This window comes from Bacillus sp. TH17 (assembly GCF_016651125.1).
Lineage (GTDB): Bacteria > Bacillota > Bacilli > Bacillales > Bacillaceae_G > Bacillus_A > Bacillus_A mycoides.
Window position 1 is genome coordinate 5,075,380 of record NZ_JAEKEN010000001.1, and the last position, 22,157, is coordinate 5,097,536.

At 35.4% G+C, this 22,157-nt stretch carries 23 protein-coding genes; 18 read left to right on the plus strand and 5 right to left on the minus strand.

Annotated elements, in window-relative coordinates; translation table 11 throughout:
- Window positions 1–15: 15 nt before the first annotated feature.
- On the minus strand, window positions 16–1,665 hold the full coding sequence (locus JFT95_RS26205) for a DUF2334 domain-containing protein (RefSeq protein WP_061689749.1): 1,650 nt from the start codon (window positions 1,663–1,665) through the stop codon (window positions 16–18).
- Between the two features lie 248 nt (window positions 1,666–1,913).
- Here JFT95_RS26205 and JFT95_RS26210 point away from each other — a divergent pair, with 248 nt between their 5' ends.
- A complete protein-coding gene (locus JFT95_RS26210) occupies window positions 1,914–2,447 on the plus strand; it encodes a transglycosylase SLT domain-containing protein (protein ID WP_201053543.1) in 534 nt (177 codons plus the stop codon).
- A gap of 11 nt (window positions 2,448–2,458) precedes the next feature.
- On the opposite strand, the gene JFT95_RS26215 is transcribed toward JFT95_RS26210, so the two are convergent.
- Window positions 2,459–3,253 carry a DUF4931 domain-containing protein gene (locus tag JFT95_RS26215; protein ID WP_201053545.1) on the minus strand — a complete coding sequence of 265 codons (795 nt, stop codon included), beginning with the start codon at window positions 3,251–3,253 and terminating at the stop codon, window positions 2,459–2,461.
- A 134-nt stretch (window positions 3,254–3,387) separates the two neighbouring features.
- Window positions 3,388–3,516: a hypothetical protein gene (locus JFT95_RS26220; RefSeq protein ID WP_002029408.1), complete on the minus strand. Its 129-nt coding sequence runs from the start codon at window positions 3,514–3,516 to the stop codon at window positions 3,388–3,390.
- 420 nt (window positions 3,517–3,936) lie between these two features.
- Between JFT95_RS26220 and JFT95_RS30035 the strand changes: the two genes are divergently transcribed.
- Together JFT95_RS30035 and abc-f are read left to right on the plus strand one after the other, a co-directional pair.
- Window positions 3,937–4,071: an RAxF-45 family protein gene (locus tag JFT95_RS30035; RefSeq protein ID WP_307838408.1), complete on the plus strand. Its 135-nt coding sequence runs from the start codon at window positions 3,937–3,939 to the stop codon at window positions 4,069–4,071.
- A 124-nt stretch (window positions 4,072–4,195) separates the two neighbouring features.
- Complete coding sequence (gene abc-f, locus JFT95_RS26225) at window positions 4,196–6,082, plus strand: ribosomal protection-like ABC-F family protein (protein WP_201053546.1); 1,887 nt, start codon at window positions 4,196–4,198, stop codon at window positions 6,080–6,082.
- Between the two features lie 462 nt (window positions 6,083–6,544).
- Here abc-f and JFT95_RS26230 read toward each other — a convergent pair whose 3' ends face one another.
- Window positions 6,545–6,742 carry a hypothetical protein gene (locus JFT95_RS26230; RefSeq protein ID WP_000369259.1) on the minus strand — a complete coding sequence of 66 codons (198 nt, stop codon included), beginning with the start codon at window positions 6,740–6,742 and terminating at the stop codon, window positions 6,545–6,547.
- A gap of 234 nt (window positions 6,743–6,976) precedes the next feature.
- Between JFT95_RS26230 and JFT95_RS26235 the strand changes: the two genes are divergently transcribed.
- From JFT95_RS26235 to JFT95_RS26260, 6 genes are all read left to right on the plus strand, one after another.
- Window positions 6,977–8,680, plus strand: coding sequence for an ABC transporter substrate-binding protein (locus tag JFT95_RS26235; protein ID WP_201053547.1), 1,704 nt, complete (start codon window positions 6,977–6,979; stop codon window positions 8,678–8,680).
- A 243-nt stretch (window positions 8,681–8,923) separates the two neighbouring features.
- The gene (locus JFT95_RS26240) at window positions 8,924–10,651 is read left to right on the plus strand and encodes an ABC transporter substrate-binding protein (RefSeq protein WP_201053548.1); all 1,728 of its coding nucleotides are present in this window, start codon (window positions 8,924–8,926) and stop codon (window positions 10,649–10,651) included.
- A 103-nt stretch (window positions 10,652–10,754) separates the two neighbouring features.
- On the plus strand, window positions 10,755–11,711 hold the full coding sequence (locus JFT95_RS26245; protein WP_002091399.1) for an ABC transporter permease: 957 nt from the start codon (window positions 10,755–10,757) through the stop codon (window positions 11,709–11,711).
- A gap of 13 nt (window positions 11,712–11,724) precedes the next feature.
- Window positions 11,725–12,648: an oligopeptide ABC transporter permease gene (gene opp4C, locus JFT95_RS26250; protein ID WP_000451066.1), complete on the plus strand. Its 924-nt coding sequence runs from the start codon at window positions 11,725–11,727 to the stop codon at window positions 12,646–12,648.
- A 10-nt stretch (window positions 12,649–12,658) separates the two neighbouring features.
- Window positions 12,659–13,639 (plus strand): ABC transporter ATP-binding protein, encoded by a 981-nt coding sequence (locus JFT95_RS26255; protein WP_002091396.1) that lies wholly within the window; start codon window positions 12,659–12,661, stop codon window positions 13,637–13,639.
- Window positions 13,636–14,601, plus strand: coding sequence for an ABC transporter ATP-binding protein (locus tag JFT95_RS26260; RefSeq protein ID WP_061689741.1), 966 nt, complete (start codon window positions 13,636–13,638; stop codon window positions 14,599–14,601). Before JFT95_RS26255 ends, JFT95_RS26260 begins: the two co-directional genes overlap by 4 nt.
- Window positions 14,602–14,722: 121 nt before the next feature.
- Here the strand turns inward: JFT95_RS26260 and JFT95_RS26265 are convergent, their stop codons facing one another.
- Window positions 14,723–15,595, minus strand: a complete 873-nt coding sequence (locus JFT95_RS26265; protein WP_201053549.1) for a Cof-type HAD-IIB family hydrolase — start codon at window positions 15,593–15,595, stop codon at window positions 14,723–14,725.
- Window positions 15,596–16,059: 464 nt separating this feature from the next.
- Here JFT95_RS26265 and JFT95_RS26270 point away from each other — a divergent pair, with 464 nt between their 5' ends.
- The 9 genes from JFT95_RS26270 (at window position 16,060) to bcaP (ending at window position 22,053) form a co-directional block, all read left to right on the plus strand.
- On the plus strand, window positions 16,060–16,179 hold the full coding sequence (locus tag JFT95_RS26270; protein WP_002009865.1) for a DUF3948 family protein: 120 nt from the start codon (window positions 16,060–16,062) through the stop codon (window positions 16,177–16,179).
- Between the two features lie 43 nt (window positions 16,180–16,222).
- Complete coding sequence (locus JFT95_RS26275; RefSeq protein WP_001058534.1) at window positions 16,223–16,333, plus strand: DUF3948 family protein; 111 nt, start codon at window positions 16,223–16,225, stop codon at window positions 16,331–16,333.
- A gap of 35 nt (window positions 16,334–16,368) precedes the next feature.
- Window positions 16,369–16,485: a DUF3948 family protein gene (locus JFT95_RS26280; RefSeq protein WP_000654250.1), complete on the plus strand. Its 117-nt coding sequence runs from the start codon at window positions 16,369–16,371 to the stop codon at window positions 16,483–16,485.
- Window positions 16,486–16,520: 35 nt separating this feature from the next.
- The gene (locus JFT95_RS26285) at window positions 16,521–16,637 is read left to right on the plus strand and encodes a DUF3948 family protein (RefSeq protein WP_002029425.1); all 117 of its coding nucleotides are present in this window, start codon (window positions 16,521–16,523) and stop codon (window positions 16,635–16,637) included.
- A 42-nt stretch (window positions 16,638–16,679) separates the two neighbouring features.
- On the plus strand, window positions 16,680–16,790 hold the full coding sequence (locus JFT95_RS26290) for a DUF3948 family protein (protein WP_001083697.1): 111 nt from the start codon (window positions 16,680–16,682) through the stop codon (window positions 16,788–16,790).
- Between the two features lie 310 nt (window positions 16,791–17,100).
- Window positions 17,101–18,219 carry a 4-hydroxyphenylpyruvate dioxygenase gene (gene hppD, locus JFT95_RS26295; protein ID WP_002140158.1) on the plus strand — a complete coding sequence of 373 codons (1,119 nt, stop codon included), beginning with the start codon at window positions 17,101–17,103 and terminating at the stop codon, window positions 18,217–18,219.
- A 66-nt stretch (window positions 18,220–18,285) separates the two neighbouring features.
- Entirely contained in the window at window positions 18,286–19,242 is a 957-nt protein-coding gene (locus tag JFT95_RS26300) for a fumarylacetoacetate hydrolase family protein (RefSeq protein WP_201053551.1), read from the plus strand.
- A complete protein-coding gene (locus JFT95_RS26305) occupies window positions 19,208–20,380 on the plus strand; it encodes a homogentisate 1,2-dioxygenase (protein WP_201053553.1) in 1,173 nt (390 codons plus the stop codon). Before JFT95_RS26300 ends, JFT95_RS26305 begins: the two co-directional genes overlap by 35 nt.
- A 257-nt stretch (window positions 20,381–20,637) precedes the next feature.
- Window positions 20,638–22,053 carry a branched-chain amino acid transporter BcaP gene (bcaP, locus tag JFT95_RS26310; protein WP_201053555.1) on the plus strand — a complete coding sequence of 472 codons (1,416 nt, stop codon included), beginning with the start codon at window positions 20,638–20,640 and terminating at the stop codon, window positions 22,051–22,053.
- Window positions 22,054–22,157 lie beyond the last annotated feature (104 nt).

Here is a 22,157-nt window from a genome sequence, read left to right on the forward strand (position 1 = left end):
CGCTTGGTGTTTTTTTTATGACTCTAATTTTTTCGCACGTCTTAATAATAAAAGAAAGACAATTATAATGAACCCAATTATAAGGAAGAACCCATATTGTTTTATATAATCAATTATGTCATTCGCACTTGTTGGTTTTTCAATGTGAATGCCTTCTTTATTAGTAGTAATATGAATATCTTTCATTTTTACTTCATTCATGTCTTTTTGTAAATCAATCCACTCTATGTTTGGAATACTTTCTAGTTCTTTTAATACTTCTTTTAATGGTTCAACGCCCAAGTAAGGATGATAAAATGCACCGATAATTCCATCAGATAGTTTAGTGATAGATAAAGCACGTTCTTTCATTTTTGCTATAGCTTGTGGCTTACCTTCTTCAATAAAGCCAACAGTTTCAGGAATTAATTTCATCCCATGTAAAAATGACGGTGTACTTATATAAGCCGGTGAGTGCATTGATTTCCAAGTTGTATCGTTTAGTTGTATTTGTCCTACATAAGTTGAAAAATATTGTGATAGTATTTCATATCCTTTTTGAGACATTGTATAGTGCGGAGCTTCAAAGGCAACTGGATATAATTTAGCTTCTACAAGCTCTGTAATCCCTTTTTCAATATGATCTTTAATATATTTTTCTTCGAAGGCTTTCCCGTTTTTTACGTATTTATTATAGTCTTCTGTAGACTGAAAATCTTTTTTTGTTTTTGATTTTTCATGGTTTGGTTGGCGAATTGGTTGATCTGTTTTTACATCCCAAAATTCAAAACCTTCGCCAGTTTCACTATCATAAAATTGATGTGTGTAACCATGCATAACGATAGAGCCACCATTATCTTGCATAAAGTGTAAAACATCGATTAATTCAGAGTTATCCTTTAAATGTACTGTTTTTCCTGTGTCTGGATCTTTGTAAACAGGGATAACGGTAATCATATAAGGGAGCTTTTTCTCTTTTAGTAATTCAGCGATTTCTTTTAATTGCTTTACATCTACAGCTGGATGAACGTCTTCAAGACGTAAATAAGCTGAAGTTTTATTTGTTTCAGGTATTTGTCCGAAATAAGAAAATAACATTTCACCGACGTAATGAGACATCCAATCGAAAAGGTTTGGAGTTGCAACATAATAGGATGTTCCTTGCTGAATGATTAACGGATGAGTTCCATCAGCACTCAAGGCGTAAGCAAGAGTTGTTCCTTTTGTTTCAATTTTCTTCATTAAGCGTTCTTCATGTAATTCATTTTTTAACTGGTTAGTCGGATATTCTATAGTGTGAATTCGTATATCGGTTTCTTTCGAGGTAATGAAAGAAAAACGATTAGATAATTGTTCAACATTTTGTCCTAAAACTAATATGGGACCTGAGAAGTTTTCTAGAAATTGTTTTGCTGCAATAGAAAAATCTTCTTTTTTCTCTCCGATATAAACAATATGTGTATAAGAAGATGATTCAGTACTTTCCTTTATTTCCTTTAAGCTTTTTACTGTTATATCTTTTGTAAAGTGCCCTAACTGAGTATTAAGGATTTGTACATTGTTTGTAATTTTGTTGTCTTCTGTACTATACAAAACGAGTACTTTTGATTTTGATGATGTTTGTGCAGAGGTATGTATAGGAATGAGTAGTAAAATGCTGAAAAAGATTAGTAGAGTTCTTTTCATTTATTTATGCTCCTATTCTATATATGGAATTCAATTTACAATTATATACAAGAAATAAGTTATAGTCCATGTGAGTTACATTTTTGCACGTATTTACCATATGTTTTTTCGCAAAATCGGTCTAAAGCATGATGATAATATGTATAGTAATTTGCTATGATTGAAAGGTAAGAGAATGATAGAGTGTTGGTAATTGTAAAAGAAAGGCTGAAAGGGGACAAATTTCAGCGGAGAAAGAGGTAGAGGTAGTGAAGAAATTCTTTGTAGGATTTTTAGTTGTTCTTGGAGTGTATTTATATTTCCAAGGAAAGTCTGAAGGAATGGGTAAGCTAATGAATGAGACAAGCTATGTTGATTCAGAAGAAGCAAGACAGATGAAACAAATCATTATAGAGGAAGCAAAGAAAGTAAACCTTCCGGAATGGATACCTCTTACAATTGCCGAACACGAAAGTAGGTTAAATCCAAGAAGTGTTGGAGATAACGGAACTTCACTCGGATTGTTTCAATTACACCGCGGTGGTGGGCTTGCGCCAGATCATTTAACTGATGAAGAGCTGAAAGATCCACGTACAAATGCGCAAATTGCAATGCCGCATTTAATGAAAGGTTATAAGCGCGGGGTGCAAAAAGGTTTGACTGATTTTGCATTACTGAAATATATAGCGAATACATCTGGATGGCCAGGGAATTTAGGACCGGAGTGGACGGATAACAATATGAAGTATAACATCGGATTAGAGGATGTATACTATCGAAATAAAGGTGTAATCAAAGAGTAGGTTTTCTATACCTACTCTGTTTTTTTGTGAATAATTTTGTCTTCGTGCTTCATGAAATACTGCGCTAGTTGTATTTTCACCTCTTCTAGTTTTGTAGAAACTTGTGGTATTTTATATCCTACATACAACGGTGAAACGACAAACCTAGGAACAACCTTACAAATGATTTTTCCATTTAGATGATAGAAGAATAAGTTATAACTACTACATCCTTTATGGAAATCTGTCAGTATGTAACGTACAGTTTGCTGAATATAATTTGCCATTTCATCTATAAATGCAATATCTTCAATGACTATGTTAAATTCAGTAAAGCCAATAATAGGACGCTTTGAAATGTTGAGTTCAATGCGTTCATTTTTTTGAACAATTACCCCTTGGAAATTTGCTTCCTCAATATTTTCAAGATAGTCTACATGTTTCATTCCGATAATTTGCATATGTGCATGATGCAAACTTCCGCCTGAAAATGAACCATGATTTTTGTATAAAATCACAGAAGTGAATTCTTCATTTTCCTGTAAGTTTAACCAATGGAGAATAGAGAAGCGAATTAGTTTTCTCATATGTTCTTCTGTATATGTTGCGATATGGTCTTCGCAATTATCTGTTTCGATTAGCACGGTTTGAAAGGTATCCTGTAATGTAGGGAATTTATTTTTTAACCAAATAATAGAGCCCTCAGTTGCTAAAATATCCGTTAAATTTTCTCTGTCACAAAAAGGACATGCAGTGTTTCTGTTCCGAATACTTTCTGGTTTTTGTTTACCAATATCGTTTAAAAAATATAGTTGTTGTGTATCCATTTGTATTTATGCCCCTTTAAAATATATGTAAAATCCCGCTTAATACATTCGGGAAAAGGAGAAGGAAATCCTTTAAAGGGAATAGGGAAAAATAAAAGACAAGATATCCTCATTGCAATAGGGTACCTTGTCTTTTATTTTTTCTTTAATAGTGTGTATGGATAATATAGAGCATTTTCATTTTGTTTCTTTTTTCTATTTTTTATTGTGTATAAGGCAATTGCTGTACTTGCGATTACAATAATGGCTTTCTTCATATTCATATACCCCTTTTTATTGTTGGTTTAATTCTTGGCTAACTGCTTTCGCATCAACTAAAGCATGTAAGATCATTTTTACCATGTTCATCATAGTTCTTTCCTCCCTTTTATAGTTCGTTTAGTTCTTTTACAACTGCTTGTCCGTTCACTAATACCTCAAAGATTGCTTTTACGATTTCTTTCATCATGATTGTTTCCTCCTTGTTTTTGTCTCTCTTGTTTACATCTTTATTGTATAGGGAGGTATCTTTTCGTACTATCGCTTTCCATTACGTGAACATAACAGTTTTGTAAGATTTGATGTCACTTATTGAAATGTTTAGTCTATCTTTATTATTTTCAGAAAAATGACTATTCAAACATAAATCGGGGAAGTATAATAAAGAAGTAAGTATTAAATTCCGTACGAAAGGAGTGAATGAGATGAAATGTTCTTTAGCTACGCGCGCAAAATTTTTAGATTATATCTATATTTGTCGTGCGATTTTTCATGATGTAGTTGTTAACGGGATACGTATGCCCTTTTTTAACAATTGCATGGTAGCTATTGAACGATAGAAGTCTCTTCACCCATTTTTGATAAACGTGTGAAAAGGGAGCTATTTGGCTTCCTTTTTCTATGACAAAAACCATGGGGAATGTTTCTTTCCCATGGTTTTTTATATTGAAAGGAGTACGGAAAATGACAATTTGTAGTGTAAATAATGTAAAGAAATCTTTTGGTGGAAACATCATATTTGAAAATATATCGCTTGAAATAAAGAATGGAGAACGTATTGGATTAGTTGGTCGTAACGGTAGTGGGAAGACAACTATCTTTCAGCTTTTAACAGGAATTGAGGGTTTGGATGCAGGGGCTATTCATGTGAAGAAAGGTACGCGCATTGGTCATGTAGCACAAATTCCAAAATTTAATAATGAAATGAATGTATATGATGTATTAAGCTCCGCTTTTAAAAAGGAAAAAGAGTTGGAGATAGAAATGCATGCTTTAGAAAAAAATATGGCGGAAGAACAGGAATCATCTGCTTTACAAAAATTGATGGAGAGATACGGAGTAATTCAAGAAAGGTACGCGTTTCTCGGTGGTTATGAAATAGAAGCGAATATTATGAAGGTAGCAAATGGTCTACAGGTGACGGAACTATTTCCAAGATCATTTATGGAGTTAAGTGGTGGAGAACAAACAAAAGTAAGCCTTGCGTATATGCTATTGCAGAAACCAGATCTACTTTTGTTAGATGAACCAACAAATCATTTGGACTTATTTGCAGTCGAGTGGTTAGAGCAATTTCTAAAAGAATATACAGGAACAGTTATGGTCATTTCGCATGATCGCTATTTCCTTGATGAAGTTGTAACGAAAATTTTTGATTTAGAAGATGGAGAAATTCACGTATATCATACGAACTATTCACAGTTTGTTGCGGAAAAGGAAGAAAGGCTGCTTCAAGAATTTCAAGCGTATCAAGAACAGCAAAAGAAAATAAAGAAAATGAAAGAAGCAATTAAGCGTCTACGTGAATGGGCAAATCAAGCGAATCCGCCGAATGAAGGATTGCATAAGAGAGCCAGAAATATGGAACGTGCATTAGAGCGCATAGAGAAACTAAAGAGACCCATTTTGGATAGAAAACAGATGGGACTTCAGTTTGAAGGGCAAGAGAGAAGCGGGAAAGATGTTGTTGTAATGAAAGAAGTGAGTAAAGGATTTGATGAACGATCTTTATTCGAGAAAGTAAATTTGCATATTCGTTTTCAGGAGCGCGCAGCTATCGTTGGACGTAATGGTACAGGAAAGACTACGTTATTAAAACTATTACTAAAAGAAATGCAGCAAGATGCTGGAGAAATTCGGATTGGTAGTAGTGTGAAAATCGGTTATTTATCGCAACATGCGTACGGGAATATGAAGAACAATGTATTGGAAGCTTTCAGAGATTGCGTGGCTGTAACAGAGGGAGAAGCAAGACATATATTAGCTCGTTTCTTATTTTATGGTCCAGCTGTTTTTAAGAAAGTAACACAACTTAGCGGTGGAGAAAAAATGAGGTTAAGGCTCGCGCAACTTATGTATCAAGATGTTAACTTTCTTATTTTAGATGAACCGACGAATCATCTTGATATTGAATCAAGGGAAGTTTTAGAGGAGGCCCTTGAACAATATAACGGGACGATTTTAGCTGTTTCACATGATCGTTATTTCTTAAATAAATTGTTTGAAAAGACATATTGGATTGATGAGCACAAATTATTTGAGTTTGCAGGGAACTATGCATGGGCTCGTCAAAAGTGGGAAGAAAAAATTGAGAAACAGGTAATAAAACAGAAGCAGCAACAGCAAGGGAATAAAGCGTTAGAAGTAATGCCTATAAAAAAGAAGAAGTCTAGGGATTTAGAGGCAGTTGAAAACGAGTTAATGCATATAGAAGAAGATATATATGCAATCGAATGTAAAATGGAAAATGTAGTTGATGTTGAAATGCTTGAACAATTATATGAAGAAAAAACGAAAAAAGAGTTTTTACGAGCGGAGTTATATAATGAGTTAGAGAATATTGTGGAGTAAAAAGTAGAAAGCTAATTCCTTTCAGTTTTGCTGAAGGGATTAGCTTTCTTTTTTATCCCGCTATTTGCGGGGCAGTAAGACTCCCACCTCAAAATTAGGTTGGAGCAAAGAAGTTAGGTGGGAGCCCTGCTGCCCGTAAACACCCGATTGGTGAGGGTTAATAATCGGTGGGGGATGAACAAAACCCCCACTGATTAAAGTTTAACTTTATAATAATATTTTACGTAAGGGATAAATAAAAAATGTGTTTCACGTGAAACAGTAATTTTGATAAATTTATGTTACGCAATTTTCATCCAGCAGAAATTCCATATCGAAATTGAAGAACTGGTAAAGAGAAAAATAAATGTTATCAAAAGCTTTTTCAATAATAGTAATTACAGAAGTGTAGGCTAATTATTTCCCGAGACATAAGTATGCGTGATAGAGACTCATGGTTGAAAGTAAAAAAAGAAAGCAGAGTTACAGCTTTACGCGCTGAACTCTGCTTTCTTTTTGTGTGGTATCTTCCCTCGTTGAAATTATAATAGCGATCCCGAGCATAATAAAAAAAGCTAAAAAGAGGACGAACTTTGGGAAGAAAGGGAATAGTAATAACGCCCCGACTATCATGATTGTTAATAATACATAGTGCAGGACATATTGGAATAGGTTGTCCATATTTTCGCCCCCTTCTTGGTAGTTAATTGTTATTATTCTATGCGGGACTATTAGGTAATAGAAGGTGTTTTTTATTTTTTGAAAGACATCAATTAGCAAGGATTGACATAACTAGTGAAAAGGAATAATCTTGAAATTAATTCATACTATTTTTATATGATAAATAAGGATAGTTACAGAAAGGATCTTTATGTTACTACTTAATTAGAAAACAGGAAAGTAAGGGTGAGAATTATGCGAAAGGTTTTTAAAGGGTTACTTGTTACGTTTCTTAGTACATCGGTTTTATTAGCAGGATGTGCTCAAGAAGAGACAAGTACAAATGAAGCAACAAAGATGCCGAAAGTAAAAGATGAGTTTATTAAAGCGAGTGACAAAGCAAAAAGTCCAGCAAAGGCAAAAGAAAGAAAGGATACCTTTGTAGTGGGAATGCCGAGCCCTGGCGGGATATTCCTTCCGCATTTTATGGAAAATGGGTGGGATGGTAATATAACACAAGCTATCTTTGCTCCTCTCGTTGGATTGGATAAGGAGGGGAAACCAATTCCAATTCTAGCGAAGAAATGGGATATTTCGGAGGATCAGCTTACATATACGTTTCATTTGAAAGATGATTTAAAGTTTAGTGATGGTTCACCGTTAACAGCGGATGACGTAGCATTTACATTAACTTTACTACATGATCCAACTTATAGTGGTGCAACGGACATAAGCCAAACAGCAATAAAGGGTGGGCAAGCATATAAAGAAGGAAAGGCTACATCTATTGAGGGGATTCAAGTCATCGATCCGAAAACAATTACGATTACAACTGAAAAGGTAAATGCCCAAACATTATCGTTAATTGGTGGAGAAGTTATATCAAAAGCTTATTACGGTAAAGAATATAAGCAAGGGAATTTAGAGTATTTAAAAGAGTTATATGGAAAACCGATGGGAGCAGGAGTTTATAAACTAGATAAATATATTCCAGGTCAAGAAGTTCGTTTTGTAGCAAATGAAAATTATTTTGAAGGTAAACCGAAGATTGAGCACTTTATTTATAAAATTACAAAAGGTGATACGAAGCTGCAACAATTTCAAGCGGGCGAAGTAGATTATGATGGCTTCACGACAAATGCGGAGACGATTGAACAATTAAAAGAGTTAGGCTTTGCTAATGTTAATGTGTATACGGGAAGTTCATACGGTTACATTAAAATGAATTATAAGAAGTCATACTTTAAAGATAAACGTGTACGCCAAGCGTTTATTTATGGATTAGAGCGTCAAAAGGTCATTGATACATATTTCCAAGGATACGCTTCACTCGTTAATGTACCAATTACACCAGTTTCGTGGGCGTATACAGAAGAAGGAATCAATAAATACGAATATAATTTAGAAAAGGCGAAGAAATTGCTCGATGAAGCTGGGTGGAAAGCTGGATCAGATGGTATTCGTGAAAAAGATGGCCAAAAATTGAAGGTAAGTTATTTTGCTTCTTCTGCAAGTAAAATCAATGATGTGATGATCCCCGTTATGAAGGAGGATTATAAAAAGATTGGGGTAGATTTCAATCCTGAATACATGGACTTTAATACGATGATTTCCAAGGTAATTAAAGGAGATTATGATTTAGCGATGGTCTCCACACCGATGATTGATGATCCGAGCGGAACAATTGAGGAGTTTGTTTCGACAAGTAAGCGTAATTATGATGGATATCATAATCCGAAAGTAGATGAATTAGCTAAGCAGGCATTAGAAACATTGGATATTGAAAAACGAAAAGAAATCTATAAAAAACTATATCAAGAGTTAAGTGAAGATCCACCTGTTATTTTCTTAAACAATAGTAAAGTCGTGTCTGCACATAATGCACGAATTCAAGGATTACAAGAAGATAATTATAATGGTATTTTGTTAAGTTTACCTAAATTGAATATTGCTCAATAATTTTCGGGGAATTATCGAAATATTTATATAGAAATAATTGACAAAATATACTGAAAGATATAAGCTAATAACCATAAAGTCTACCGGAAAGGTCGGAATAAGATTGTTACCCCTCAAAAACAACTATTTTTTTATAACTAAAACCGACTTTTCCGATTGGTTATAAAATGTTGCTGTGGGAGGCATACATTAGGCAAGCAGTTCATAAGGTGTAATTATTAAAAAAAAGTTAGGGTGGGGACAATGAAGAAAAAGACAAAAAAATGGGCTGGTGTATTTTCGGTATTACTGAGTAGTTCGCTTGTGTTATCTGCTTGTGGGGGACAGGAGGATACGGCTTCTACAGAACCAGTAAAACAGCAAGATTTAAAAAATATAAAAGTTGAAAATATTGCTGCGACAGATAAGACGAAAGTACCAGATAAAGCGAAGAATAGAAAAGATACGTTAGTAGTGGGTATTAGTAAACCGGGAGGCGTATTTTTACCATATTTCCAACAAAATGGTTGGGATGGAAACGTCACTTCAGTTATTTTTGCATCTCTTGTATCTACAGATAAACAAGGAAAACCAACTCCAGAATTAGCTGAGAAGTGGGATATTTCCTCTGATCAGTTAACATATACATTCCATTTACGTAAAGATTTGAAATTTAGCGATGGTTCACCATTAACAGCAGATGATGTAGCGTTCACATTGACGCTTTTACATGATAAGGCATATGAGGGTGACAAAGACATTTCTCAATATGCTGTTAAAGGTGGTAAAGAATATAAAGAAGGAAAAGCAACTTCTATTGAAGGAATTCAAGTTGTTGATCCACAGACAATTAAAATTACAACTGAAAAAGTTAATTCACAGGCACTAACAGCCTTAGGTGGAGAGGTATTATCAAAAGCTTATTATGGAAAAGATTACAAACAAAATACAAGCTTAAATTACTTAAAAGCGTTATATGAAAAACCGATAGCTGCGGGTCCATATAAATTTGAAAAGTATATCCCAGGGCAAGAAGTGCGATTTGTAGCAAATGAAAATTATTATGCGGGTAAACCCAAAATTCCAAACTTCATTTATAAAATTACTTCTGGTGATACGAAGCTTCAATTATTCCAAACAGGTGAGGTTGACTACACTGGCCTAGGTACTGGTGACGAAGTTCTTGAACAGGCTAAGGCTTTAGAATTTGCAAATATCCAAATCGAAACAGCAGCGTCATTTAGCTATATTTATATGAATAATAATAAGCCGTACTTAAAGGATAAAAAGGTTCGTCAAGCACTTATTTACGGATTAGATCGTAAAAAATATGTTGATACAGCATTGAAAGGATACGGTACGGTAGCTAATGTACCAATTCATCCAACTTCTTGGGCTTATACGGAAGAAGGAGTTAATAAATATGAATACGACAAAGAAAAAGCGAAAAAATTATTAGATGAAGCAGGATGGAAAGTTGGTTCGGATGGAATTCGTGAAAAAGATGGTCAAAAATTAAAGCTTTCTTATTTCGGCCCAAGTTCGGCTAAAGATAGCGATTTATTAATTCCGATTGCAAAAGAGAATTATAAAGAAATAGGTGTAGAATTTAACCCTGAATTTATGGACTTTAATACTATGCTTTCGAAGGTAAACAAAGGTGATTATGATTTAGCTTCTGTTTCGACACCAATTACAAGTGATCCGAGTGAAACAGCTGGTGAATATTTGTCGGGTGTCAATGAGAAGAGTCTTGGTTATAAAAATGCAAAAGTAGATGAGTTAATTCAAAAGGGTATTGAAACGGTAGATATTGAAAAACGTAAACCAATCTATAAAGAACTGTATAAAGAATTAAGTGATGATCCACCAGTAATTCTATTAAACTATCGTAGAACAATTACTGGTTATAACGGGAATATAAAAGGAATTGACCCTGAAAAATACAATAGTATTAGTGCAAACTTACCAGCTCTATCTATCGAAAAATAACGAGAAGAATGTATAAGTAGAAGACATTTTTTCATTCGGCAAGTAGTGTGCCGCTTTGAAAAAATGTTCTTCTATTTTAAGCATAAGATTGGAGAGAAAAAGGGTGAAAACATATATCATTCGTAGGCTGTTACAAATGATTCCTACACTGTTGGGGACATCGATTATTATCTTCTTCCTGTTCGCACTTCTTCCAGGAGATTATATTGATTCAAACCCGAAGATTACACCGGAAAGAGCAGCTGAACTTAGGGAATTGTATGGATTGAATAAACCAATTGTTGAGCGATATTTTCACTGGCTAGGTAATGCATTGCAGGGGGACTTTGGTTTTTCTCTTCAATATCAAGAATCTGTAACGTCATTATTAAATAAATTTATATGGAATTCGTTTATTGTTGCGATTATTGCATTGTTCTTTATTTGGCTAATTGCACTTATTATCGGTGTATTTTCAGCGACAAAGCAACATTCTTTATTCGATAAGCTTGTAACAATTGGTGTATTTGCAGCGATGTCATTTCCTTCATTCTTTATCGGTTTGTTTTTAATTAAAGTGTTTGCGGTTGACTTTAAGCTGTTACCGATAGGCGGGATGATTGATGTTGGGAGTAATTCAACTGGGCTTGCTTACGGAATAGAAGTTGCAAAGCATATGGTTTTACCCGTATTTATTTTAACTCTTCTTGGAGTTGGCTCATTAACTCGTTATTTTAGAACGAGTATGTTAGAGGTTGTACGGCAAGATTACATTCGAACGGCTAGAGCAAAAGGTTTAAAGGAGAAGACCGTTATTTATAAACATGCATTAAAAAATGCAATTTTGCCGGCTATTACATTGCTTGCATTTGAATTACCAGGGCTGTTTTCAGGGGCAATTATTATAGAACAAATTTTCAACTGGCCAGGTATCGGTAATATTCAATTAGAAGCATTAAATTTTCGTGATTATACGGTATTAATGGCATTTACGATGTTTCTTTCGTGTTTGACAATTGTTTCAAACTTTTTAGCGGATATTGTATATGCAGTTGTTGATCCACGTATTCGGTTGAAGTAAGGGGGGGAAAGAGATGGAAACTGTTACAGCAACTACGGAAAAAAAAGAAAAAAAGAAAAGAAGGAATGAATCATCGCCGTGGAGGCAAGCTTTTAAAAGGATAAAGAAAAATAAAATGGCACTTATAGGATTTTACGCATTAGTTTTTATGTTTTTATTTTGTTTTATTGGTCCATTCTTTTCACCGTATGCATCAGGAAAAATACAAGTTACGCTAATTAACAAACCACCTAGTTTTTCTCATTGGCTTGGCACAGATCAATTAGGAAGAGACATTTTAACGAGGCTTATGCAAGCAGGACGGATTTCATTAACAATTGGCTTAGCCTCAATGGTGTTATCCGTTATACTAGGTGCTTTATTAGGAGCGATTGCAGGTTTCTACCGTGGTATCGTCGATAATATTATAATGCGTCTTGCGGATATTTTAATGTCGATGCCAGGATTACCGTTACTTATTATAATGGGAGCTATTTTATCAGAATGGAAAGTACCATCTGATTATCGTCTTTATGTCATTATGATCATTTTAAGTTTAGTAGGTTGGCCAGGACTTGCACGCCTCGTACGAGGTCAAATTTTATCGCTGCGAGAACAATCGTTTATGCAAGCTGCTGATGTACTCGGGATAAACGATTACCGGAAAATTGTATATCATTTAATCCCAAATGTTCTGCCGATATTAATTGTTGTATCCACATTAGGTGTTGCAGGTTCTATTTTAGGAGAGTCTGCACTAAGTTACCTAGGACTTGGCGTTGTCCCGCCTACACCATCGTGGGGAAATATGATTAGTGCAGCAAACTCATTAATCGATTTCCAAAAGCGTCCGTGGTTATGGATCCCGCCTGGTTTTGCAATCTTTATAACAGTTGTATCAATTAATATACTTGGCGATGCACTTCGTGATGCATTAGATCCAAAGATGAAGCGGTAGGTGAGAAAGCATGAGTAGAGCGGTAGTAGAGCTAAAGGATTTACAAACACACTTTCAGACGGAAGAAGGTACAGTAAAGGCTGTCAATCATGTTAGCTTTTCAGTTCGAGAAGGTGAAACAGTTTGTGTAGTAGGCGAATCAGGTTGCGGGAAAAGTGTAACGGCTTTATCTATTATGGGACTTATTGCTGAATCTGGCGGCATCGTTGGTGGTGACATTCTTTATGAAGGAAAAAGTCTTTTAGGAATGAAAGAGAAAGAACTTCGTAGTTTAAGAGGAAATGATATCGCGATGATTTTCCAGGAACCGATGACATCACTTAATCCGGTCTTTACTGTTGGAGAGCAAATTGTTGAGACGTTAAGAGAGCATGAACTACTTAGCAAAAACGAAGCATACAAAAAAGCAATTGAATTAATTCGTAAAGTTGGTATTGCTCGTGCTGATGAAATTGTCCATTCTTATCCGCACGAATTAAGCGGTGGTATGTTACAACGTATTATGATTGCTATTGCACTTAGTTGTAATCCAAAGTTATTAATTGCAGATGAACCGACAACAGCTCTAGACGTTACGATTCAAGCGCAAATATTAGACTTACTAAGACAAGTAAAAGAGGAATTTAAAACGTCCATTTTATTAATTACACATGATCTAGGTGTTGTAGCGGAAATGGCCGATTATGTTGTCGTTATGTATGGCGGGAAAGTTATTGAAGAGGCACCGGTACTAGAAATATTTCAAAATCCGAAACATCCATATACGCAAGGGTTGCTAAAATCAAAACCAGTAATGGGGAAACGAACAGATAAACTTTATTCTATTCCAGGGCAAGTTCCAAATTTAGTTGGCTTAGATGAGTTTTGCTACTTTAGTGGTCGCTGTGAACATTGCATGGAAATATGCAAAAATGAAGCGCCAAATCTTAATGTGCATGACGAGGATCATAAAGTAGCTTGTTGGTTATATGAGGAGCGTGCTGGGCAATGAGTGAACCATTATTAGAAGTGAAGAACTTAAAAACGTATTTTCCAATTAAGGGCGGCGTATTTAGTAGAACGATTGGACATGTGAAAGCGGTAGATGGGGTAAGCTTTACAATTGATAAAGGAGAAGTGTTTGGCCTTGTAGGAGAGTCTGGAAGTGGGAAAACGACGATAGGAAAAACAATTCTCCGTCTCGTTCAAAAAACAGAAGGTGAAGTGAAATTTAAAGGTCAAGATGTTCATGCTTTATCAAAAGAAGAGCTGAGAAAGCATCGTCCTAATATGCAGCTCGTTTTTCAAGATCCATTTAGCTCATTAAATCCAAGAATGAGAATTGGAGAAGCGCTTGGTGAGCCAATGTTGGCTCACGGACTAGCGACGAAAGAAAATGTCCGTGAAAAGGTGATAGAAGTATTGGAGTTATGTGGTTTAGCGCCGTATCATATTGACAGGTACCCTCATGAGTTTTCCGGTGGGCAACGTCAACGTATCGTTATTGCAAGGGCAATGGTATTAGATCCAGAATTTATTGTGGCTGATGAGCCTGTTGCGGCATTAGATGTATCTATTCAAGCGCAAATCATTAATTTGTTTAGTGAATTACAGGAGAAAAAGGGATTATCCTATTTATTCATTTCACATGATTTAAGTGTTGTGGAGCACTTATGTACGAAAATTGGAATTATGTATTTAGGAACTATTGTGGAAACAGCATCACGTGATGAGTTATTTGCGAATCCGCTTCATCCATATACAAAAGCATTGTTATCAGCAGTGCCAATACCGGATCCAACGGTTAAGCGAGAACGGATTATTCTAGAAGGGGATATTCCAAGTCCTGCAAATCCACCATCAGGTTGCCGTTTTCATACACGTTGCCCCGTTGCTACAGATATTTGTAAAACGAATGTACCAGAATTCCGTAATGTGGGTGAAGATCATTTTGTTGCTTGTCATCATGTGTAAAAGAAAAGGACTCTTTCAAAATGTGAAAGAGTCCTTTTTTTACCCCGCATTAACTGCCCGTAAAAGCCCGATTGGTTCAACTAATAATCAGAGGAACCCCGCCTCTGATTAAAGTTTCACTTTATTTACTAGATGAAGTTTGTTTCAATACAAATTGCTCGATTGCATGAGCAACACCATGTTCATTGTTTGTTAATGTTACAACGTCACATAGTTTTTTGACATCTTCTTCGGCATTTCCCATTGCAACTGATAAGCCAGCTACTTGTAACATTGGCACATCATTAAAGTTATCGCCGATTGCAACAGTATCTTCAATTGATATATTGAAATAAGCTGCCATTTCTTGCAAACCATTGCCTTTATGGCCATGCTTATCCATAATTTCTACATTAGTAGGAGCTGATGCCGTAACTGAAATATCCGTATCTTCTTGTAAAGTTTGCAATAGCTGCGAACGATGAGCAGCATTAAATGTCAAAATAAAGAATTTAGATATTTCTAATTCTGGATTATTTACGACATCTTCGATTTTTTGGAAATCAGTAATTAAGTTTGATTTCTTTTGTTTTTCTGTAATTCTTTCAAGTTCCTCAAGTGTAACATCTAGTGTATGCTTGTTTTCTTCGAATGCCTGCATAACTTGATCTTGCCATGTATAAGGAGAGTAAACCCCTTTATTTGTGTACAACTTATATGGAAAACCTTCAGATTCTAGTAATTTTGCAAGCTTGTATACTTTATCATTTTGTAAACAACGCGAGTTAATTACTTTTCCGTCTACATAAACAATTGCCCCATTGCTTGCTCCAACTGGAAGAGATAGTTTATATTCTTCCAATAATTTCAAAGCATCCTCTTTCGCGCGGCCAGAACAAATCATTACAATATGACCAGCCTCTTTTGCGGTTTGGATAGCTTGTAAGTTCTCTTTGGAGATTTCAAGATTAGATGATAGTAGTGTACCATCCATATCTAGTGCGATTAATTTCAAAATGACCACCTCTTTGTTTCCATTATACATAGTTATATAGAGGAAACATATAAACTTATCTTGGAAAGATAGTATTTTATCCCGCATTAATTTCTAGTAAAAGTGCGATTGGTGAGGGGAATAATTAGTAGGGAATGGAACTCTCGTTGATTAAAGTTTCACTTTGGTTGTTAACAAAATAGAGACGAATAATATTATATTTCGCTTTATGACCTTAATGTTACACTAGTGTTACAAATGTGATTGTAGTAGAAAACGCATTAAAACAAGGTTTTTGAGTGTTTATTTAAAAAAACGTAAAAAAAGTGTAATAAAATTTACGTAATTATATTGCAACGTAATAATAGTTATGTTACATTAGTGTTACAAACGTTACGTAATTAATTTCAATGTAACGTTAACATGAAAACTATGAACTAATCGTTTCTTAGTAATTACATATAGATAACTTATAAAAAAGGAGAATGAATGATATGAACAACGAGCAAGTATTAAACGTAACAAAAGGTGACTTCTTAGGATCAGCAAGCGGAGCAGTAGTATTAACAGCATTAATCGTATTTCTATCAAGCGTATTAGTATAATAGAAGTTTTGTAACAAAAATAAGAGAAGGGAGAATGAAAATTATGAACAACGAGCAAGTATTACAAGTAACAAAAGGTGACTTCGTAGGATCAGCAAGTGGAGCGGTAGTATTAACAGCATTAATCGTATTTCTATCAAGCGTATTAGTATAATAGAAGTTTTGTAACAAAAGATAAATGAAGGGAGAATGAAAGATATGAAAGAGCAAGTATTACAAGTAACAAAAGGTGACTTCGTAGGATCAGCAAGTGGAGCGGTAGTATTAACAGCATTAATCGTATTTCTATCAAGCGTATTAGTATAATAGAAGTTTTGTAACAAAAGATAAATGAAGGGAGAATGAAAGATATGAAAGAGCAAGTATTACAAGTAACAAAAGGTGATTTCTTAGGATCAGCAAGCGGAGCAGTAGTATTAACAGCATTAATCGTATTTCTATCAAGCGTATTAGTATAATAAAAGTTTTAAATTGTACAAAATGAAAGGAGAATGAGGAATATGAACAGTGAACAAGTGTTACAAGTAACAAAAACAGATTTATTAGGATCATTAGGCGGAGCGGTAATATTAACATCATTTATTCTATTCCTTGCAAATATATTAGTATGAAAAATATAAATACAATCATTCAAAAAAAATAAAGACTCTAACGTATTAGTAAGTAGTTAATATGTTGGAGTCTTTTTTGTTTTCCTCTCATATATACCTTCAAGTATTAATATTTTCCCCTTACTTTAAAGAGAAAAAAGTCGAATTTTATATGTAAGAAAAAAAGAGGAATTTGACAGAAGAGATAGAAAATTTTAAAGGTCGGAAATTGTTAGCTTGCTAACTAATTTCTATTAATTGATGTTGGAAGCGCTTTCGGTTGGTTTTAAGTATGGACCATTTAATCTATTTACAGGGGGATGAAGATATTATGAAACAAAAATCTATGGATACGCTAGCTGCACAAATGGAGGACTTTTTTCCGGTACGTGATGTAGATCATTTGGAATTTTACGTAGGGAATGCAAAGCAATCAAGTTATTATCTTGCGAGAGCGTTTGGATTCAAAATTGTAGCTTATTCTGGATTAGAAACAGGAAACCGTGAAAAGGTATCTTATGTTCTTGTGCAAAAAAATATGCGTTTTGTTGTGTCTGGAGCTTTAAGTAGTGATAGTCGTATTGCAGAGTTTGTAAAGACTCATGGTGATGGAGTGAAAGATGTGGCTTTACTTGTTGATGATGTTGATAAAGCATACTCTGAAGCTGTAAAACGTGGCGCTGTTGCGATTGCTCCTCCTGAAGAGTTAACAGATGAGGAAGGTACCTTGAAGAAAGCGGTTATTGGTACGTATGGTGATACAATTCATACGCTTGTAGAGCGTAAAAATTATAAAGGAACATTCATGCCAGGATTTCAAAAGGTAGAGTTCAATATTCCATTTGAAGAATCCGGTTTAATTGCTGTAGACCATGTAGTTGGTAACGTTGAGAAAATGGAAGAGTGGGTTAGTTATTACGAGAATGTTATGGGCTTTAAACAAATGATCCATTTCGACGATGACGATATTAGTACAGAGTATTCGGCATTAATGTCAAAAGTTATGACGAATGGAAGCCGTATTAAGTTTCCAATTAATGAACCAGCAGACGGAAAAAGAAAGTCACAAATTCAAGAATATCTAGAGTTCTATAACGGAGCGGGTGTACAGCATCTTGCTTTATTAACAAGTGACATTGTAAAAACAATTGAAGTGCTTCGTGCGAATGGCGTGGAGTTTTTAGATACGCCAGATACGTATTACGATGAGTTAACTGCACGAGTGGGGAAAATTGATGAAGAAATTGATAGATTAAAAGAATTGAAGATTCTAGTAGACCGTGACGAAGAAGGTTATTTATTACAAATCTTTACGAAACCAATTGTAGATCGTCCAACTCTATTTATTGAAATCATCCAACGTAAAGGTTCTCGTGGATTTGGCGAAGGGAACTTTAAAGCGTTATTCGAATCAATTGAAAGAGAACAAGAGCGTCGCGGAAATTTATAAAATTTGTATCCACCAGCAAGAGTTCCTTTGTTGGTGGAAATTTCATTTTCATAGGGAGGAATCAAGATGAAATTTGTTACATTTCGTCTCCCATCGAAAGAAATGCGAGCTGGATGGCTTGAAGGTGACAAAGTAATCGATATGAATCTTGCAAGTAATGGACAATTACCTTCTTCTATGCTCGCCTTTTTAGAGAAAGCAGATGAGTATGTAGAAGTATTGCGTAATATTAAGAATCCTGAAAAGGGTATATATTCCTTAGAGGAAGTTCAATTAGCAGCGGCAATTCCTAATCCGAGTAGCATTCGAGATTTTTATGCATTTGAGCAGCATGTAAAAACAGCCCGCGGGAGAAGAGGGCTAGATGTTGTACCTGAATGGTATGATATCCCGGTTTTTTATTTTACGAACCACCGTGCTGTTATTGGGCCAGATGATTTTGTTATTGGTCCGAAGAAGTCTAAAAAGCTTGATTATGAGTTAGAGATTGCTTGCGTAATTGGGAAAGAAGGACGAAACATTTCTCGTGAACAAGCAGAGGAATATATTTTTGGTTACTGCATTATGAACGACTGGAGTGCAAGGGATTTACAAGCAACAGAAATGAAAGTGGGACTCGGTCCAGCGAAAGGAAAAGATTTTGCAACTTCATTAGGAGCGTATCTCGTTACGAAAGAGGAATTAGACGTTTATCGTAACGGTGATCGTTATGATTTAGAGATGACTGCTCATGTAAATGGAAAGATATTATCAAAGGGAAACTTCCAAGATATTTACTATACATTTGCTGAAATGATTGAACGTGCTTCGGAAGACGTTACGTTATATCCAGGAGATGTGATTGGTTCTGGGACAGTAGGAACAGGATGTATTTTAGAACTTGGTACAGAAGAGTGGCTACAAGATGGAGATGTTGTAGAGTTGTCGATTACTGGTTTAGGTACGTTACGTAATACGGTCAAAAAAGACATGAAAGCAGGTGATGGGCATGTTTTATCGTCACATGGGGGAGCTACCTCATAAACGACATGTACAATTTCGTAAAAAAGATGGATCGCTTTATCGTGAGCAGGTAATGGGGACAAAAGGTTTCTCTGGTACCCAGTCTATTTTGTATCATCATTATATGCCAACAGAAGTAGGGCACGCGACATTATCACATTCTTGTCAGTTACAGTATGAAGAGGATGCCCTTCTTGCTCATCGCCACTTCCGTACGAAAGAAAATAAAAAAACTGGTGATGCAGTAAGCGGAAGAAACTTTATGCTTGGGAATGAGGATTTATTAATTGGAGTAGTGAGTCCAACAGAAAAAATGGATTATTTTTACCGTAATGGTGATGGCGATGAAATGTTATTTGTTCATTATGGAACAGGAAAAATTGAAACGATGTTTGGAACGATTCACTATAGAAAAGGTGATTATGTAACAATTCCAATTGGAACGATTTATCGTGTTATTCCAGATGAGGGAGAGACTAAGTTTCTTGTTGTAGAGGCAAATAGCCAAATTACAACACCAAGTCGCTATCGCAATGAATATGGGCAATTGTTAGAACATAGTCCGTTTTGTGAAAGGGATATTCGTGGCCCGGAAAAATTGGAGACATATGATGATAAAGGTGAGTTTGTCGCAATGACAAAGTCGAGAGGTTATATGCACAAGCATGTGTTAGGGCACCATCCGTTAGATGTTGTTGGGTGGGATGGTTATTTATATCCGTGGGTCTTTAATGTGGAGGATTTTGAGCCAATTACAGGTCGTATTCATCAGCCACCACCAGTACATCAAACATTCGAAGGGCATAATTTCGTCATTTGCTCTTTCGTACCGCGTTTATACGATTATCATCCAGAATCTATTCCGGCACCATATTATCATAGTAATGTGAATAGTGATGAAGTACTGTACTATGTAGAAGGTAACTTTATGAGCCGAAAAGGTGTAGAAGAAGGTTCTATTACGCTTCATCCAAGCGGGATCCCGCATGGGCCACATCCAGGGAAAACAGAAGCGAGTATAGGGAAGAAAGAGACACTTGAACTGGCTGTTATGATAGATACATTCCGTCCGCTTCGTATTGTAAAACAAGCACATGAGACGGAAGATGAAAAATATATGTATAGCTGGATTGAAGAGGGTTCATATACTGTGAAATAAGTAAAAAGAGGCATGCTCACTACGGGAGCATGCCTCTTTTATGGAATCGATATGTATAATAATACCAAAAAAGTTATGAAAATATATATAGATATGATTGTCTGAATCTTTTTATCGAAAGGATGATAAGAGTATAGTATGTATCTCGATAGTTTTCTGTTTATTTCGACAAAAGTATTGACTAAAAAACATGCCGTGGGTAAAATGAGGAAAGTAAATTAAATTTTCAGAAAACTAAAATCATGGAGGAGCACAGTATGAAGCAAATTTTTCAAAAGAAGCCGATTTCAACGTTACTGCAAGAAAGTAAACAAAAGACATTATCGAGAACGTTAGGGGCACTTGATTTAACAATGCTTGGAATCGGAGCAATTGTTGGAACTGGTATTTTTGTTCTTACTGGCGTTGTAGCAGCGAAACATTCTGGACCAGCTATTATATTATCATTTGCTATAGCTGCATTAGCTTGTGCCTTTGCTGCATTTTGTTACGCTGAATTTGCTTCTTCAGTTCCTGTCTCAGGGAGTGTTTACACGTACACGTATGCGACGATGGGAGAAGTATTTGCATTCTTAATTGGATGGGATTTAATGCTCGAGTATTTATTAGCCACATCTGCTGTAGCCAATGGATGGTCAGCGTATTTGCAATCGTTATTAAAGGGATTTGGGATTCATATTCCCACCATTCTCTCCTCGGCCCCTGGTACTGGAAAGGGTGGAATAATTGATTTACCTGCAGTTCTAATTATTCTAGTTATGACGGTTCTTTTATCTAGAGGTGTTCGTGAAAGTGCACGTGTAAATAATATAATGGTATTTATTAAACTAGCAGTTGTTCTCATTTTTATCTTCGCCGGATTTAATTATGTAAAACCTGAAAATTGGACACCTTTTATGCCATTTGGGTTAGATGGTGTAATGGCTGGAGCAGCTACAGTTTTCTTCGCATTCATTGGATTTGATGCTGTATCAACAGCCGCAGAAGAAGTGAAGCGCCCACAACGCGATTTGCCGATTGGAATTATTGCATCGTTACTAGTTTGTACGGTTCTGTACATTGTTGTTTCACTTATTTTGACAGGGATTGTTCCATACGGTCAGTTGAATATATCAGATCCAGTTGCTTTCGCACTTCAATTTATTGGACAAGATAGTTTGGCGGGAGTGATATCAGTAGGAGCAATTACAGGAATTACAACTGTAATGCTAGTTATGATGTATGGGCAAGTTCGTGTTTCATATGCAATGAGCAGAGATGGATTGTTACCGAAGCGTCTTGCTAAAGTTCATCCGAAATTTAAAACGCCATTTTTAAATACATGGGCAACAGGTATTATTGCAGCACTTATTTCAGGATTAATAGATTTAAATGTTTTAGCACATCTTGTAAATATGGGAACTTTGTCAGCATTTGCACTTGTAGCTGTTGCTGTCATTGTGATGAGACGAACTCATCCTGATTTACCAAGGGCGTTTAAGGCGCCGCTCGTACCATTTTTACCAGCATTAACAGTTATCTTTTGCTTATATTTGATGCTTCAATTATCAGCGACAGCTTGGATTAGTTTTGGTGTTTGGATGGTTATCGGTATAGTAGTTTATTTCGCCTATAGTAGAAAGCGTAGTGTTTTAAATAATAGTAAAAAAGAAGAAGATGTAGCAAATTTATAAATGGAAAAATCCATTCTAATTCTGTTAGGATGGATTTTTATTTTGAAAATTTACATTTTTCTGAATGTATTATAAGATAATTGTTGGCGAACTAAAGGGGTGAA

Excerpts from the sequence above, each read along its gene's own strand:
- JFT95_RS26205 (WP_061689749.1), bottom strand. The coding sequence starts at position 1,665 with ATGAAAAGAACTCTACTAATCTTTTTCAGCATTTTACTACTCATTCCT.
- JFT95_RS26215 (WP_201053545.1), bottom strand. The coding sequence starts at position 3,253 with ATGGATACACAACAACTATATTTTTTAAACGATATTGGTAAACAAAAA.
- JFT95_RS26220 (WP_002029408.1), bottom strand. The coding sequence starts at position 3,516 with ATGAATATGAAGAAAGCCATTATTGTAATCGCAAGTACAGCAATTGCC.
- JFT95_RS30035 (WP_307838408.1), top strand. The coding sequence starts at position 3,937 with ATGAAATGTTCTTTAGCTACGCGCGCAAAATTTTTAGATTATATCTAT.
- abc-f (WP_201053546.1), top strand. The coding sequence starts at position 4,196 with ATGACAATTTGTAGTGTAAATAATGTAAAGAAATCTTTTGGTGGAAAC.
- JFT95_RS26230 (WP_000369259.1), bottom strand. The coding sequence starts at position 6,742 with ATGGACAACCTATTCCAATATGTCCTGCACTATGTATTATTAACAATC.
- JFT95_RS26235 (WP_201053547.1), top strand. The coding sequence starts at position 6,977 with ATGCGAAAGGTTTTTAAAGGGTTACTTGTTACGTTTCTTAGTACATCG.
- JFT95_RS26240 (WP_201053548.1), top strand. The coding sequence starts at position 8,924 with ATGAAGAAAAAGACAAAAAAATGGGCTGGTGTATTTTCGGTATTACTG.
- opp4C (WP_000451066.1), top strand. The coding sequence starts at position 11,725 with ATGGAAACTGTTACAGCAACTACGGAAAAAAAAGAAAAAAAGAAAAGA.
- JFT95_RS26255 (WP_002091396.1), top strand. The coding sequence starts at position 12,659 with ATGAGTAGAGCGGTAGTAGAGCTAAAGGATTTACAAACACACTTTCAG.
- JFT95_RS26260 (WP_061689741.1), top strand. The coding sequence starts at position 13,636 with ATGAGTGAACCATTATTAGAAGTGAAGAACTTAAAAACGTATTTTCCA.
- JFT95_RS26270 (WP_002009865.1), top strand. The coding sequence starts at position 16,060 with ATGAATGATATGAACAACGAGCAAGTATTAAACGTAACAAAAGGTGAC.
- JFT95_RS26275 (WP_001058534.1), top strand. The coding sequence starts at position 16,223 with ATGAACAACGAGCAAGTATTACAAGTAACAAAAGGTGACTTCGTAGGA.
- JFT95_RS26280 (WP_000654250.1), top strand. The coding sequence starts at position 16,369 with ATGAAAGATATGAAAGAGCAAGTATTACAAGTAACAAAAGGTGACTTC.
- JFT95_RS26285 (WP_002029425.1), top strand. The coding sequence starts at position 16,521 with ATGAAAGATATGAAAGAGCAAGTATTACAAGTAACAAAAGGTGATTTC.
- JFT95_RS26290 (WP_001083697.1), top strand. The coding sequence starts at position 16,680 with ATGAACAGTGAACAAGTGTTACAAGTAACAAAAACAGATTTATTAGGA.
- hppD (WP_002140158.1), top strand. The coding sequence starts at position 17,101 with ATGAAACAAAAATCTATGGATACGCTAGCTGCACAAATGGAGGACTTT.
- JFT95_RS26300 (WP_201053551.1), top strand. The coding sequence starts at position 18,286 with ATGAAATTTGTTACATTTCGTCTCCCATCGAAAGAAATGCGAGCTGGA.
- JFT95_RS26305 (WP_201053553.1), top strand. The coding sequence starts at position 19,208 with ATGTTTTATCGTCACATGGGGGAGCTACCTCATAAACGACATGTACAA.
- bcaP (WP_201053555.1), top strand. The coding sequence starts at position 20,638 with ATGAAGCAAATTTTTCAAAAGAAGCCGATTTCAACGTTACTGCAAGAA.